Genomic DNA, 15,232 nt, shown 5'->3' on the forward strand with positions numbered 1-15,232 from the left:
TTGTTGTCCAAGAAACGGGAGGCAGTTCATTCTCTCAGCGGGGGCTTTTACTATGCGCTGTCGACTGGGCCTGATGGGGTGTCGGTAGCAGATAGCTTATTGTTCATTGACCTCGCGGGGCTTCTGCGCGGGGTTGGTGACCAGCGGTTCGTCCTGGGCGATGGGTTCGGCGTCACCGTTCAGGTCGTAGACCTGGGCATCTTCGGGGATTTCCATGGCGGGAGCGCCGGGAATCCGGTCGTAGTCACCGGTGAGGCTCTCGCCGTTGGCTCCTGCCGTGAGAGCTTCTGCGGTTGCTTCGGCTGCCTCGTCGGTGGCGGCTCTATCGGCAATCTTAGTGTTAGATGCGCCTGCGCTCAGTCCCTTAGAGATTACCTTGATGGTCTTGCGCGGTCGCAGGTAGGTCACCCTGCCGTTCGCGTCCAGGTTTCCAGCCTTTTTAGCCAGGTTGAAGCTGTTGATAATACCTCGGCTGCAGAAATACTTATCGCACTTGATGCGGTTTCCCCCCGCGAGGGTGAACGCCTCCTCGACCTGCTTGGTGGTCATGGAGGTGCCGTTGACCAGCTGCTGCGCCAGCAGAGCGGAGACGTGCGGTGCCGACATGGAGGTGCCGCTCTCATAGTCGTAGCTGAACTTAGTGTTATCAGGGCGGTCGAGGCTGTTCATGGACAGGGTGAGGATGTTTTCACCCGGTGCCGAGATGTTAACCCTCGTGCCGTAGTTCGAGAATGATGCTCGCGTGCCAGCCTTGGTGGTTGCACCAACCGTGATGACGCCCATGCAGTTGGCGGGCGCGTACTTGGACGCCTCCGTGTTGCCGTTACCTGCCGCGGCGACCACGATTGCGCCCTTGGAGCGTGCAATGTTGATGGCGCGCTGGTACGCGGCGGGGCACGTGGTTACGGTGCCGATGGACATATTGATAATCTTGGCGGGGGAGGCGTTGTCCGGTACTCCGTCAACGTGTCCGCCAGCAGCCCAGATGATGGCGTCGGCAATGTCTGAGGTGCGGCCACCGCATCGGCCCAGTACGCGCACGGGCTGCACGCGGGCGAGGTCGGCAACGCCGACGATGCCCATGCGGTTATTGCCTCGGGCACCGATAATGCCAGCAACGCTGGTGCCGTGCCAGGTGGAGGTGTGGGCGTTCGCCTGGTCCTTGCAAAGGTTGTAGGGTGCGTAGTCGCCTTCATCCCTGGGGTTGGGGTCGCGGCCGTCGCCGTCGCGGGCGCTGAGCGGGTCGCTGACGAAGTCGTAGCCGTTCGCCATGCCGGTAACCAGGTCGGGGTGCGGCACGTAGCCGGTGTCAAGTACGGCGACCTTCACGTTTGCGCCGCGGCGCAGGCGCGCGTTACCGGTGTTCTGAACGCCGGTGGTGGGGTTGGTGAGGTTCCACTGCTTGCTGTACTGCGGGTCGTTGAACTGGAAGGTGATGTCGCCCTCTGCGGCGGGGTAGTTGATGTAGTCGGGCTCGACGGAGGCTACGTCCGGGTCGGAGGCGACCTTCGCCATGAACTCCTTCGCCTCGTTTTTGTTGAGGGTTTTGGAGGTCTGGATGACGGCGTCATCGGTGGAGGTGTTGTGCAGGAACTTGGTGTCGACGTTCAGTGCTTCGCTGACGACGTCGACGGTGTCCATGATGTCGTCAACGATGCCGCGGACTGCGTCCCACTCGCCGTCGCGCAGCATTTTGCGCTGCTTGGCTTCGTTGGTGTAGGTGACGATGAATCGGTCGAAGTTCTGCTGGGGGAGCGTGCCGGGTGCCGCCGCGGTGGGGGTGGTGGGGCGTGCTACGCCGTTGCGTGTGAGGGTTAAGGGGCTGACGGGGCCTTCAATCTGGGGTGCCGCCTGAGCTGCTGCCAGGATGGCTTCGTCGCTGGGTGCCTGCGCGAGGACGGCGGGCAAGTCGCCTCCGAAGAGGAGCGCGCCGGCGGCGAGCAGGCTCATGGCTGCGTGTGCGGGGCGCTTGCGGCGGCGGTTATCGGTGCAGGGGCGAGGAGGTGTTTCGGTGCGCTGCGCGCCGAAGTATGGAAGCCTCATCTGGTTCTCCTGATGTAGGTGTGTTGGTGTGGACTGTGTGATGTGTACGGGTGCGTTCGGCCTATGTTCGGCTTGTTTTTACGGGGCGGCAAAGGGGTCTGTTTTTGGGCGCGCTGAAGTGCAGAAAGGGGGTGAGGGAATAGTATTTCTTTGACCCTTTTTTGCGTACCGGAAGAACTCTTTTTGGACGCTGTGCAACGTACATTTCTAAGGTATCACCTCAAGGTATGCTTTAGGGATTTTTAAAGCAGTTTCCATGGGTTAATGTGCAGAAAATCAACCTCTGGAGGCTGAATAGTGCCCAATGGTTGAGGGTTTATGTAAGTAAAGCTTGAGGGTTGGAGTATACGAGGCAGGATATGCGGCACCTCTTGCTGACAGGGGAGAGAAATAAATGTTTTAACACTGTGGTGTAAGCACTAGAATGCATTAAAAATGCAGTTGATAGCAAAAAATAAAAATAGCCTGAAATACGCGTGAAAATAAATAAAAAGCTGGCATCAAACACACGGGACAGCACGCCCCGCCGGTAGACACACAAAGACCGGGGCGGCCACCGCATGGGTGACCGCCCCGGTCTATAGAATCATCAGCACCAGCAAGCTGGCGCTCGCTACCTACTGGAGAAAGCGTCCTTAGGAAGCGTAGGAGCCCAGCAGGCGAACCGCGCCGCCGTCCACGCCCTTAGCGCCCTGAATGTAGTCCGCGCTGTTTGCCTCGGGCTCGCCAGCGGCAACAACGTCACCCATAATCCAGGAGGGGATGCCGCGGTCGTTCAGGCGCTTGGTAGCGGCCTCAGCCACGGAGGGATCAACGATAGCAATCATGCCCACGCCCAGGTTCAGGGTGCGCTCCAGATCGGCCAGGGGCACGTTGCCCAGCGAACCGATCAGGGAGAAGATTGCAGGAATCTGCCAGGTGGAGCGGTCCACGCGACCCTCCAGGCCCTGGGGCAGAACGCGAGCCAGGTTGGCAGCCAGGCCGCCGCCGGTCACGTGAGAGAAGCCGCGCACACCGCTACCGGTGGTGCCGTCCTCACCGTTGACGGGGAATGCCGCCGCCAGATCCAGGCAGTCCGCCGCGTACACGCGGGTGGGCTCGAGTAGCTCCTCACCGATGGTGCGACCCAGCTCGTCCACCTGGCGCTCCAGGCCCCAGCCGGCTACGTTCAGGACCTTGCGGACCAGGGAGTAGCCGTTGGAGTGAATACCGGAGGAGGCCATGGCAATCAGCACGTCACCCTCGCGCACACGGTCCGGGCCGAGCAGCTCGTCCGCTTCAACCAGACCGGTTGCGGCACCGGCGACATCGTACTCGTCCTCGGCCAGCAGGCCGGGGTGCTCGGCGGTCTCGCCGCCAACCAGGGCGGTACCGGCCTGTGCACATGCGCCAGCGATACCGCGCACGATATCGGCGATGCGCTCGGGAACGACCTTGCCGGTGGCAATGTAGTCGGTCATGAACAGGGGCTTGGCGCCACAAACCACGATATCGTCTACAACCATGCCAACCAGGTCGTAACCGATGGTGTCGTGAATATCCAGGGCCTGAGCAATGGCAACCTTGGTGCCCACACCGTCGGTGGAGGTAGCCAGGTAGGGCTTGCGGTACTTAACCAGCTCGGAGACGTCGTACAGGCCCGCGAAGCCGCCCACGCCACCAACGACGGAGGAGTTGTGGGTCGCCTTGATAGCGCCCTTCATCAGCTCAACGGCGCGATCGCCAGCCTCTACGTCAACACCTGCGCTCGCGTAGGTTACGGTGGTGGTGTTCTCGCTCATGAGGATTCCTTCGGGGTAGCGGTAGCGGAGGAGTTTGCGGGGATGCGGTCCTGCTCGGTGAGCAATGCCTCGAGGTCGGCGTCGGGGCCGGGGTTGCACATGCCCATACCGGCGTCGTCTGCGGCAACCTGTACTGCGGAAGGGTCGAACTTCGTTTCGAGAGTTTCGGTGCCTTCGCGGGTCTCAATGGAGACGGCCTCAGCATGCTCAGGCTTGGAGGGGACGGGGCGCTCCACGGTTACCTCAGCTGCCTTGCCGGCGAGGGGTCCGCCCTTGCCCTTCTCCGCGGAGTCGAAGAGGGACTTGCCGCGTCGTTCCTCACTCGGCAACTCAATCGGGTATTTGCCGGTGAAGCATGCGGTGCACATGTTTTCGGCGGGCTGCTCGGTGGCTGCCATCATGCCGTCCTGAGAGATGAAGCCGAGCGAATCGGCACCCAGGGAGGAAGCGATTTCGTCCACGGACAGGCCGTTAGCGATCAGCTCCGCACGGGAGGCGAAGTCAATACCGTAGAAGCAAGGCCACTTCACGGGCGGGGAGGAGATGCGCACGTGCACTTCCTTCGCGCCAGCTTCGCGGAGCATACGCACGAGGGCACGCTGAGTGTTACCGCGAACAATGGAATCGTCAATAACGACGAGGCGCTTACCGGCAACCACAGACTTGAGCGGGTTCAGCTTGAGTCGAATACCGAGCTGGCGGATAGTCTGCGAGGGCTGAATGAAGGTTCGGCCCACGTAGGCGTTCTTGACCAGGCCGTTACCGTAGGGAATGCCGGACTCTTCGGCGTAACCAATAGCAGCCGGAACACCGGATTCGGGAGTGGGCATGACCAGGTCAGCTTCAACAGCGTGTTCGCGGGCAAGCTGACGGCCCATTTCTACGCGGGATTCGTAGACGCTACGGCCGGAGATGGTGGTGTCCGGGCGAGCGAGGTAAACGTACTCGAAGACGCAACCGGCGGGCTTAGCTTTTGCGAAACGCTGGGAACGCAGACCGTTCTCATCAATGGTGATGAGCTCGCCGGGCTCCACTTCACGCACGAAGGACGCACCGACAATATCAAGTGCCGCGGTTTCGGATGCGACAACCCAGCCACGCTCCAGACGACCGAGCACGAGGGGGCGTACACCCTGCGGGTCGCGTGCAGCGTAGAGAGTGTGCTCATCCATGAAGGTGAGGCAGAAAGCACCGCGAAGGGTCGGCAATAGGTCGAGTGCTGCTTCTTCGAGGGAGTCGAAGTCGTGCTCCGCCAGCAGGGCGGTGACGAGTGCGGTGTCGGTGGTGTTGCCCTGGGCGAGTTCGCCGTGCTTGGGGGGCTTGCCGCCGTTCTTTTCAATCAGACGCTCGTAGAGGTCTGCCGAGTTGGTGAGGTTACCGTTGTGCGCCAGGCAGAGCGTGCCGTGCGGGGTGGTACCGAGAGTCGGCTGTGCGTTAGCCCAGTGGGATGCGCCGGTGGTGGAGTATCGGGCGTGGCCGATAGCGTGGTCGCCGGGCATGGAACTGAGGGTGGCTTCGTCAAAGACCTGGGAGACCAGTCCCATATCTTTGTACACGTGGATGCGTTTGCCGTTACTGGTTGCGATACCTGCTGATTCCTGGCCGCGGTGCTGGAGCGCGTACAGGCCGTAGTAGGTTAGCTTTGCCACGTCCTCGCCGGGAGCCCAGACACCGAAGACGCCGCAGGCGTCCTTGGGGCCGTGGTCAATTGGATCGAGGTCGTGAGTGAGTTTTCCGTCGGGGCGAATCAATTCACTTCTTTTCGACGATGGGACTGCGGATGCGTCTGCGCAGGCGCAAGACGGACGTGTGTTTCTGTACTCGCACCTGCCTGTGTGTGCGGTAGCATACACCAGACCTTTAAAAGTGTACCGGGTTTCGGGGCCGATGCGGTGAAAGATACGCTAAATACCTCAGGATGGACCACTAGAACAGGCACCAAACACGCCAAATCACGAAAACTGCGTGGACCTGTGAGCTCGTAGCGAATTCTAGAAGAGCGGCAACAAACCCGAAAGGTCACTACGCTCACCCGACGCATCCAGCGCACCGGCACTCACCGCCTGCGCCCACGAACAGGCACCCAGAACCAGCGCCGCCCACACGAGCGGGCGCGCCTCCACAACGGACGGGGGAGTGCCGCGCGTATGGCGAGGACCCGCCACGCACTGGGTCACGCCCAGCGGGGGTACACGCACCTCCACGCTATTGCCGGGGGCGAGGGTCGCAAGCTCCTCCAGGGTGAAGCGCACAAAGGTCGCACGCACCGAGCGGGGGAGCGCGGCAAACGCCTGCTCCACCTCGGCGCTGTTCAGCAGGTACTCGCCTCGGGCCTGCACATCTGCAGGCTCGCCGACTGCCGCCGGTTGCGCCTCAAAGAAGGCACGCACTTCGCGTACCGCCGCCATGCCGTCTGCTTCGGAGGTTTTACGTCGAATCGCCACGACTAGTCCTCTTCCGCGGCGCCGGGAGCCAAATCCTCGCGGGTGAAAAGCTCCTCATGCACGCGCAGCTCGCCCACCTCAACCGGCTTGCCGTCCACGTAGCCGCCGGTCACCGGGTGAACCACCAGCGCAAGTAGGCGCTCGCAATCCTCGGCGCTCAGGTAGCCGCCAGCGGCGAGAACGCGCAGAGCCACGGCGTACATGGCGCGGTGCGAACCGTCGCTCATCTTCACCACCACGGATGCGCCCGAACGCAGACCAATGCAGAGCACGCCCTCCGCGCCGCCCTTGACGATCGCGTCCAGTTCTTCGCTGAGCACGGTGTCGGGGGAGCCGGGCGCTTGAATCAGCTCGGGGTAGTCCACCATGGCGGTTGCGACCGTGGAGGCGCGCGCATCCGCACCGAGGTTGCGGATTGCCGCACCGAGGGTCGAGTATGCGCGTGCGGCACCGGCCAGGGAAACGGCGTGCACGGGCGCACCGCAGCCGTCAACGCCGATGGCGGCTACGGGCTCGCCGGTGAACGCCTCAATTTCTTCGGTGATGACCTGCTGCAGCGGGTGCGCGGGGTCGAGGTAGTTGTGCAGGGTCCAGTTCTGCGAGCCCTCTTCGAGGTCGCCGCGCTCGAGCTTGGCGGTGCACGCCCACAGGAATGCGGCGTGCTTGCCGGAGCAGGGGTGCGCCAGGGTAGTAGCGGCAAGGTTCGCCTGAACCATTGCCTGGCGTGCCTGCTTGTCGGAGGGGAGCGTGGGCTTGAGCGCCAGGTTTGCCGGGGTGAGCGGGTTGGTTTCGGTGCTGCCCTGGGTGAGTACGTCCTGCACGGCGCGCATCTGCTCGAAGGTGCCGCGGTGCGAGCCGCAGGCGATGGCGACCTGGGAGCCGCGCAGGGGCGCGCCCGCCTTCATGGATCCGATGGCCTGCAGCGGTTTGGCGGCGGAGCGCAGGTAGAAGGGCTCGTGAATATCACCGAGGGCAAGCTGTACATCGCCGTCGGGGCCCAGCAGGATGAGGCGGCCGCGGTGGCGTGCCTCAATGAAGTTGTTGCGGGTGAGCTGCGCGAGTTCTACGTCGAAGGCGCTGCTGTGGTCGGTGGTGTGAGTGGTTGCCTGTGGGGTGGTGCTGTTGGTCATTCTTCTAGTTTAAGGGGTGTATTGTTCTGCCTTATGTACGCGGTTTTACGCGTATAGGGCGGCTCAGAATGGTATCCCCGCAAATATTTCCGTGCAGAACGTTGCTTGTAAGGGTGGGGCGGATTCATCCTTATTTTTGGATGTTTATGTGATATTTTTTGACCGACAGTGAGCTGTATATGTGATACCTCTCATATTAATTGGCGGTAGGGGTTATATCTTTAGCATGGGGGAGAATAGAATATTCGTGGAGTATGCCCGTAGAGGTCTGCACATGCCTCATCAACATGGGAGCGGCCCCTTCCTAGCGCCATGTATCCTAGCGCCACCTATCCTGGAGCCACCTAGAACAGATCCTCCCATCATCTACGTCTCCACTGTTTGCGAGAACGACAGCACCAGATAATACGCACACTAGATCATCAGAAATAGGTAATTTTATGGCAGAGCAGAACAACTCTTCTTCCACCACCCCTAAGAACACCGCAGAAAAAAGCGGCATGAGCGCTGAATCTGAATTTCACGCCAAGTTTTTCCCCATTCTTGCGCGAGTCGCTTCGATTACTGCCGTGCTCATGTATGTCTTCTACTTCCCGCAGATTATCGGTAACCTGAACGGTCACAAGGGCGACTGGATTCAGCCCCTGGTAGCCGCTATAAACTGCACTCTATGGTTGCTGTACGGCCTGTGGCGCCCCAAGAAGGACATACCAATTGTCATCGCTAATGCCCCCGGCATTGTTTTTGGTGGTCTTGCGGCTGTGACAGCATTGGTTTAACCCGAATCAAAGCCACCTATGTTGTGGTGAATACTCACCCGATGCGGTTCTTCTCTGATAGGCATTCTTTTGAGCGTGCCGCTAGATGAGAAGAGCCGCATTTTTAGTGTTCCCAGCTCACATTTTTAGCGTGATAGCGGGTACCCTGAATAGCATGAAGGTTTTGGTACTGGGCCCCGGCGGCCGCGAACATGCAATTATCCGAGCGCTTCTGCGCGACCCTGAGGTAACTGAGGTGCACAGCGCCCCCGGCAACGCCGGCATTGCCCAGGATGTTCCCGTCCACGCAATTGACGCAAATGATCCCGCTCAGGCAACCGCCCTGGCACGCGAACTGAACGCCGACCTGGTCGTTATTGGCCCGGAGGCGCCCCTGGTCGCCGGTGTTTCTGACGCGCTGCGTGAGGCGGGTTTTGATGTTTTCGGCCCCTCCGCAGCTGCTGCACAGCTGGAGGGTTCTAAGGCTTTCGCTAAGCAGGTCATGGAAGAGGCTTCCGTGCCGACTGCCCGCGCTTACGTGGCAACGAACGCCGCTGAGGCGCAGGCGGCACTGGACGAGTTCGGTGCACCCTATGTGGTGAAGGACGACGGCCTGGCAGCAGGTAAGGGCGTTGTGGTGACCGAGGACCGCACCGCAGCACTGGAGCACGCTCAGGCTTGCTTCAACGCTGGCGGTACCGTGGTCATCGAAGAGTTCCTGGACGGCCCCGAGGTGTCCCTCTTCGTCATTTCTGACGGTAAGAACGTTCTGCCGCTGTCCCCGGCTCAGGACTTCAAGCGCATTTTTGACAACGATGAGGGCCCGAATACCGGCGGTATGGGCGCCTACACCCCGCTTCCCTGGCTGCCCGAGGGCTTCGTGCAGGAGGTCGTGGAGAAGGTTGCACGCCCGACCGTGGCTCGTATGGCTGAGCGCGGCACCCCGTTCGTGGGCGTGCTCTTCTGCGGCCTGGCTGTGACCAGCCGCGGCGTGCGCGTTATCGAGTTCAACGCCCGCTTTGGCGACCCCGAAACCCAGGCGGTTCTGGCGCGTCTGCGCACCCCGCTGGGTCAGCTGCTGCGTGCGGCTGCTCGCGGTGAAATTTCTGAGGGTACCGAGCTGGAGTGGGATCCCCGCACCGCGGTGGACGTGGTCATGGCTGCTGAGAACTACCCGGACACTCCCCGCAAGGGTGACGTCATCTCAGGTCTGGACGAGGCGAACGCTCTGGAGGGCGTGCACGTGATCCACGCGGGTACTGCCGCATCCGAGGAGGGTGTGCTGACTGCTGGCGGTCGTGTGCTGGCTGTTGTTGCTCTCGGCGATGACCTGGCTGCTGCCCGTAACGCCGCCTACGAGGGTGTTCGCGCTATCTCTTGGGCTGGCGCGCAGTACCGTACCGATATCGCGTTGAAGGCTGTGGAGAACCGCATCCACATTCCCGCTCCGCGCGGTTAAAACCTTAATATGACCGGCTTTCCCGCTTGAGGGTGGGGGAGCCGGTCGCTTCTTTGCCTCAAGATTGTGCCGTATTGATGCCTGATTGGCACTATCGGGAGCCGCGCCTGTCGCGGTATTGTAATTACACAGACTTTTTGCATCCACATCACACCACCTCATCAGGAGAAATTCTCATGACTTCTCGTTCTAACCCCGTGGAAATCCCGGGCTGGACTCACATTTATTCCGGCAAGGTCCGCGACCTGTATGTTCCGAATGAGGAACGTTTTGATGCTACCGGCTTGACCGTCAATGATGACGCTGAGCTGCGTGCCGGTTCGGTCATGGTTGTTGCTTCGGACCGTATTAGCGCTTTTGACCGTATTCTGCCCACCGAGATCCCGGATAAGGGCAAGATTCTGACTCAGATGTCCCTGTGGTGGTTTGAGCAGCTTAAGCAGGTTCCGAACCATGTGCTGTCCACTGATGTTCCGGATGTTGTGGCTGGTCGCGCGATGATTTGCCGTTCGCTGAACATGTTCCCGGTGGAGTGCATTGTGCGCGGTTACCTGACTGGTTCGGGCTTGGCGGCGTATAACGAGACCGGTGAGATTGCTGGTGTAAAGTTGCCTGCGGGCCTGGTGGATGGTTCCCGCCTGGACACCCCGATTTTCACTCCGACCGGTAAGGCTGAGGTGGGTGAGCATGATGAGCTGGTGACCCGTGAGGAGCTGTACGCTGAGGTTGGTCAGCCGGTGGGTGAGCGCCTGGAGGAGCTGAGCCTGAGCCTGTACACCACTGCGGAGAAGATTGCTCGTGAGCAGGGCATTATTCTGGCGGATACCAAGATGGAGTTCGGTACTGATTCGTACCGCGGCGAGATTACCCTGGGTGATGAGGTTCTGACCCCGGATTCTTCGCGTTTCTGGGACGCGCAGCAGTATGAGCCGGGTCGTGCGCAGCCGAGCTTTGATAAGCAGTATGTGCGTGACTGGCTGCGTTCCCCGGAAGCGGGTTGGGACGGTTCGGATAACGTGCCGCACCTGCCTGAGGAGGTTGTGGAGAAGACTCGTGCCCGTTACGTTGAGGCGTATGAGCGTCTGACCGGCACGAAGTTCTAAACTCAATATTTCGGACCGAATAAGTCTTTGAGATAGCTAAAGGGCGGTGCCCCGGAAGGTCATTCTTCCGGGGCACCGCCCTTTAGCTATGTGGGGTTATGAGGTTGAGTGGCACATCCTAGCCGGCGTGAATGTTCTCGTGGCACAAATCCTCGTGCAGAATATCCCGCGCCGGATGCTGCCGCGCCCGCTCTTCCGCAGCACGGTCAGACAGCGAATAAAACCACGTAATGTGCTCGCACACCCGCTCATAGGCCGCCTGCTCATCGTGAGAGGTAATCGCCTCAATAATGCCGTAATGCTGCTGCTGCAACGTGCGCTTGACCGCCTCCCAATCCTTCAAGAAAGGAACTGCCTCCTGCACATAGCTCATCGTCGCCATGTGCAGAGAGTCAATAACCGTATCAAGCACAATATTGCCGCCGAGCTTCGACAGCTCATAGTGAAAACGCGTATCGCAGAAGTGGAAGCGCTCATCGCTGATCTGCTCATCCATCTCTGCCAGATGCACGCGCGCCCGCTCCAGCGCCGCCGCACGCTCCGGAGTGTCCGGCGCGGCAGCTGCCGCACGCGCCGCAGGGCCCTCCAGCAGCAAGCGGGTTGAGACAACGTCCTTCACCGGCAGGCTACGGGTCGCAATGTGCATGCGCAGCGCCCAGCTGAGCGCATCCGACGGCTCAGAAATGATAATCGCGCCCGACTTCGGTCCCGAACCCGTGCTGGAACGAATCAGACCCAGCGCGTTCAGAACCCTCAAACCCTCACGGACCGAGGGGCGGGAGATACCGTGCCGTGCCGCCAGCTCACGCTCGGAGGGGAGCTTATCGCCCACACGCAACTCACCCAGGCGCAGGCGCCGCTCAAAGGTCTCCAGAATGATGCTGTAGCTGCGGTCCGCCAGAATCGGCTGGCGCTCAACCACAGGGGGCGCCTCTGCAGGCTGGGTGTCGTCAAAAGAACGAGGCATACTCTCTCCTGATAACGAGGCGGATAACGAAAAGAAGTCTCGACTCAGCATGTTCTCCCAAACTATTGGGGCAACCTATCGAGTCATAAGGGGCATAAAAAGCGGGGCGGCGATACCGGAAAGGTACGCCGCCCCGCTGTGGCCTCCGGTCAAACCGGGGCGAATGTCCTACTGTTCGTGAAGCGGATGCTTCAGGAACTCTCTAAAACCTGAGCTTCAGATTAGGGAATCATGAAGGACAGCACGTTGGTCTGCAGGAAGACCAGGATGCAGACGACCACGAGCATAGCGAAGGACCAGGGGAGGACAGCCTTGAGGATGTCGGATTCCTTGCCTTCCATGTCCACGGAGGTAGCAGCAATAGCCAGCGACTGCGGGGAGATCATCTTACCGACCACACCACCGGTGGTGTTAGCAGCCAGCATGAGCTCGGGGGTTGCGCCGTGGATACCTGCGTGCTGCAGGTTCTCAGCAGCAGACACCTGCAGCTTGGCGAACAGTGCGTTGGCGCTGGTGTCCGAACCGGTCACAGCGGTACCGATCCAGCCCAGAGCCGGTGCGAGGAACGCGTAGACGGTGCCCAGGCCTGCCAGGTAGGTACCCATAGCAATGGTCTGACCGGAGAAGTTCATGACGTATGCCAGTGCCAGAACCGAAGCAATGGTCAGGATGGACCAGCGCATGCGGTAGACAACGGAACCGAATTCGGTGAAGATTGCCGGGAACTTGAAGGCGTAGCGGCCCTTCTCGTTGAAGAAGAAGTAGATAACAGCAACAACCAGGCCGGAGATGATCAGCAGGGTGCCGGGGTTGGACATCCACGCGAAGTTGTAGACAGCGTCCTTGACGGGCTTGCCGTCAGCGGTGACGAGGCGGGAGCTCAGAGCCTGGATGTCAATCTTGATGACGAAGCTCTTCAGCCATGCCTTCAGGCCGGCGTGCAGGTTAGCAATACCGAAGATTGCGACAACGATGACGTAGGGCAGCAGTGCCATCCAGACGCGAACTGCGGGCAGAGCTTCCTTCTCTTCGGACTGTGCGGGCAGACCGTAGCGCTCACGAACGCCTGCGACGCCGCGGGGCTTCCAGAACCGCAGGAAGATCACAGCAACGCCCATGGAGACGATGCAAGCAACAACGTCGGTCAGGTTGTATGCGGGGGTAGCAGCGGTGACCCACTGTGCGATTGCGAAGGAAATGCCGATGACCAGTGCGGGCAGCCAAGCGTCCTTCAGGCCCTGCATGCCGTCGAGGATGACGAGCAGGATGAGGGGAACGAGCATTGCCAGGAACGGAGCCTGGTGACCAACGATGGTTGCGATAACGTGTGGGTCCTTGCCGCCGACGTCAGCTGCGGTGGTAATCGGGACAGCAACTGCGCCGAATGCCACGGGTGCGGTGTTAGCGATCAGAACGGTGACAGCAGCCTTAAGGGGCTTAACGCCCAGGGAGAGAATCATGGTTGCGGTAATTGCAACGGGAGCGCCGAAGCCAGCCAGTGCCTCGAGCAGACCGCCGAAGCAGAATGCGATGAGGATAGCCTGGATGCGCAGGTCGCCGCCGCCGAGGCGGTCGAAGACGCGGCGCAGATCTTCAAAGCGGCCGGAAAGGACGGTGATCTGGTAGAACCAGATGGCTCCCAGAATCACCCAGCAGATGACCAGGCCGTAGATGCCACCGCGGATGGCGCTCAGACCGGCGAGGTCAGCGGGCATGTGGAAGCCCAGGACTGCTACGAGGATAGATGCTGCCAGTGCCACGAGTGCGGACCAGTGAGCGCGTGCCTTGACGCCCAGTAGCATCACGAAGAAGGTGAGGAGGGGAATGGTTGCCACGAGTGCGCTGAGGCCGAGGCTACCTCCCACTGCATTGGTTACAGCGGTATAAGTTTCCACTGGAACTCCTTTGGTTCAGGGTGTGTCTTGTATGTGGTCAGACCATAGATAATTCTGTGGGGAACGAGTCATTGTTCCCTGCATGGGGATGTGGTCAGACCATTGATCGCATGTTTAGAAGAGTACCGGATAATGTGGTGTTTCACCAAAAGTGACCTGACTCATTTTTGTGGAAGGCGACCGGAACCTGGGCTCGCTTCCAGTGAAACTGCCGAAATATTGCGGTTCTGATAGTTAATTCCAGGTTCTGAAACTCGAATATTTTCAGATACATCACGAGTTGGGTGTATGGGTCATTGGTTTACCCAGGGGAGAGTCTTCATTTGGACGCATATACCCGAAAAGAATGTTGTTTTAAAAAGGAAAAGCCCCATAAAACAACCATAAAATCTTCAGAACGGCGGATTTCTAGGGGGTTTATGGTCCACTTCTGTGTGTTTGATAAATGTTCAATCTGCGAAAAGAATATAGGGGTCTTACGGGGGGTGCATGGGAGATGAGGTCACATGTACCGGAAGGTAGGGAAGTGTACCTTAAGGTCAGGGTGACCTAACCCGTTATTTAACAAGGAAAGTATGTGCTATTTCGACTAGAGAAAAGCCGCACAACGGTGTTAAATGGCAAGGAAGATAAAAGACATCACCACGGTTTCTGATCCCACCGCATCCCACCTCCACTTGGGGCGCGCACATCAGCCGGAACCTACCGGCCCAGCTTCCCCGACTCAATACATCTGAGTCGCCTCTTTGGAAGACCGAACTTATTCGGACTGTGCCCCGCCTGCCCCAGACGCAGGCGGTGAGACCGAGAAACTCTGAACACAGAGGAAAGGACGGACAAGTCATGCGCATTGCACTCTTCTCCACGTGCATCGTTGACGGCATGTACCCCCGCGTAGCACGCGCCACCGTCGAAATTCTTGAGCGCCTGGGCCACGAGGTTGTCTTCCCCCCGAACCAGACCTGCTGCTCCCAGATGCACGTCAACTCCGGCTACTTCGATGACGGCTACGAAGTCATCAAGAACCACGTCGAGGCATTCGACTCCTGGGACTGGGACGTTGCTGTTGCACCCTCGGGCTCCTGCGTTGCTTCCCTGCGTCACCAGCAGGCAATGGTCGCACGTAGCCGCGGCGACGAAGCGCTGGCTCTGAAGGCAGAGCAGATTGCTTCCCGCACCTTCGAGCTTTCCCAGCTGCTAATCGACATCCTGGGCATCACCAACGCTGCCGAGCAGCTCGGCTCCTACTTCCCCGAGCACGTCACCTACCACAGCTCCTGCCACGGTATGCGTATGCTCGGCCTGGGCACCCGCCAGCAGGACCTGGTCCGCACCGTCGAAGGCATCAAGTACACCCAGCTCGAGGGCATGGACCAGTGCTGCGGCTTCGGTGGTACCTTCTCCTTCAAGAACGCTGACGTCTCCGGCGCAATGGTCAACGACAAGGCAGACAACGTTGAAGCAACCGGTGCTTCCGTCTGCACCGGCGGCGACTGCTCCTGCCTGATGAACATCGGCGGTGCGCTGATGCGTCGCGGCTCGGACGTTCAGACCATCCACTTCGCTGAGATCCTCGCATCCACCAAGGAAAACCCGCTCAAGATTAACTCCGAGCGTGTTGAGCTCTCGATCGGCTAAGGAAAGATAAGACC

At 60.1% G+C, this 15,232-nt stretch carries 11 protein-coding genes; 4 read left to right on the top strand and 7 right to left on the bottom strand.

The window, feature by feature from the left end:
• Window positions 1–96: 96 nt before the first annotated feature.
• The 5 genes from HMPREF2710_RS00080 to HMPREF2710_RS00100 all read right to left on the bottom strand — a co-directional run bounded on the left by HMPREF2710_RS00080 (window position 97) and on the right by HMPREF2710_RS00100 (window position 7,398).
• Window positions 97–2,043 carry a S8 family peptidase gene (locus HMPREF2710_RS00080; protein WP_070598872.1) on the bottom strand — a complete coding sequence of 649 codons (1,947 nt, stop codon included), beginning with the start codon at window positions 2,041–2,043 and terminating at the stop codon, window positions 97–99.
• Between the two features lie 635 nt (window positions 2,044–2,678).
• On the bottom strand, window positions 2,679–3,824 hold the full coding sequence (purM, locus tag HMPREF2710_RS00085; protein WP_044150117.1) for a phosphoribosylformylglycinamidine cyclo-ligase: 1,146 nt from the start codon (window positions 3,822–3,824) through the stop codon (window positions 2,679–2,681).
• Complete coding sequence (gene purF / locus HMPREF2710_RS00090) at window positions 3,821–5,575, bottom strand: amidophosphoribosyltransferase (protein ID WP_070598874.1); 1,755 nt, start codon at window positions 5,573–5,575, stop codon at window positions 3,821–3,823. Before purF ends, purM begins: the two co-directional genes overlap by 4 nt.
• A 240-nt stretch (window positions 5,576–5,815) precedes the next feature.
• The gene (locus tag HMPREF2710_RS00095; protein WP_141746575.1) at window positions 5,816–6,268 is read right to left on the bottom strand and encodes a sterol carrier family protein; all 453 of its coding nucleotides are present in this window, start codon (window positions 6,266–6,268) and stop codon (window positions 5,816–5,818) included.
• Between the two features lie 2 nt (window positions 6,269–6,270).
• Window positions 6,271–7,398: an asparaginase gene (locus HMPREF2710_RS00100; protein ID WP_070598876.1), complete on the bottom strand. Its 1,128-nt coding sequence runs from the start codon at window positions 7,396–7,398 to the stop codon at window positions 6,271–6,273.
• Window positions 7,399–7,838: 440 nt separating this feature from the next.
• Between HMPREF2710_RS00100 and HMPREF2710_RS00105 the strand changes: the two genes are divergently transcribed.
• From HMPREF2710_RS00105 to HMPREF2710_RS00115, 3 genes are all read left to right on the top strand, one after another.
• Complete coding sequence (locus HMPREF2710_RS00105; protein ID WP_049351963.1) at window positions 7,839–8,177, top strand: PQ-loop repeat-containing protein; 339 nt, start codon at window positions 7,839–7,841, stop codon at window positions 8,175–8,177.
• Between the two features lie 154 nt (window positions 8,178–8,331).
• Window positions 8,332–9,615, top strand: a complete 1,284-nt coding sequence (gene purD, locus HMPREF2710_RS00110) for a phosphoribosylamine--glycine ligase (RefSeq protein WP_070598877.1) — start codon at window positions 8,332–8,334, stop codon at window positions 9,613–9,615.
• A gap of 176 nt (window positions 9,616–9,791) precedes the next feature.
• Entirely contained in the window at window positions 9,792–10,718 is a 927-nt protein-coding gene (locus tag HMPREF2710_RS00115; protein ID WP_070598879.1) for a phosphoribosylaminoimidazolesuccinocarboxamide synthase, read from the top strand.
• Window positions 10,719–10,836: 118 nt separating this feature from the next.
• Here the strand turns inward: HMPREF2710_RS00115 and HMPREF2710_RS00120 are convergent, their stop codons facing one another.
• Both HMPREF2710_RS00120 and HMPREF2710_RS00125 read right to left on the bottom strand, forming a co-directional pair.
• A complete protein-coding gene (locus tag HMPREF2710_RS00120) occupies window positions 10,837–11,685 on the bottom strand; it encodes a FadR/GntR family transcriptional regulator (RefSeq protein ID WP_070542905.1) in 849 nt (282 codons plus the stop codon).
• Between the two features lie 221 nt (window positions 11,686–11,906).
• Window positions 11,907–13,580 carry an L-lactate permease gene (locus tag HMPREF2710_RS00125; RefSeq protein ID WP_070598882.1) on the bottom strand — a complete coding sequence of 558 codons (1,674 nt, stop codon included), beginning with the start codon at window positions 13,578–13,580 and terminating at the stop codon, window positions 11,907–11,909.
• A gap of 843 nt (window positions 13,581–14,423) precedes the next feature.
• Between HMPREF2710_RS00125 and HMPREF2710_RS00130 the strand changes: the two genes are divergently transcribed.
• A complete protein-coding gene (locus tag HMPREF2710_RS00130; RefSeq protein WP_005504630.1) occupies window positions 14,424–15,218 on the top strand; it encodes a (Fe-S)-binding protein in 795 nt (264 codons plus the stop codon).
• The last annotated feature ends 14 nt before the right edge of the window (window positions 15,219–15,232 follow it).

The organism is Rothia sp. HMSC069D01 (assembly GCF_001810135.1).
Classification (GTDB): Bacteria; Actinomycetota; Actinomycetes; order Actinomycetales; family Micrococcaceae; genus Rothia.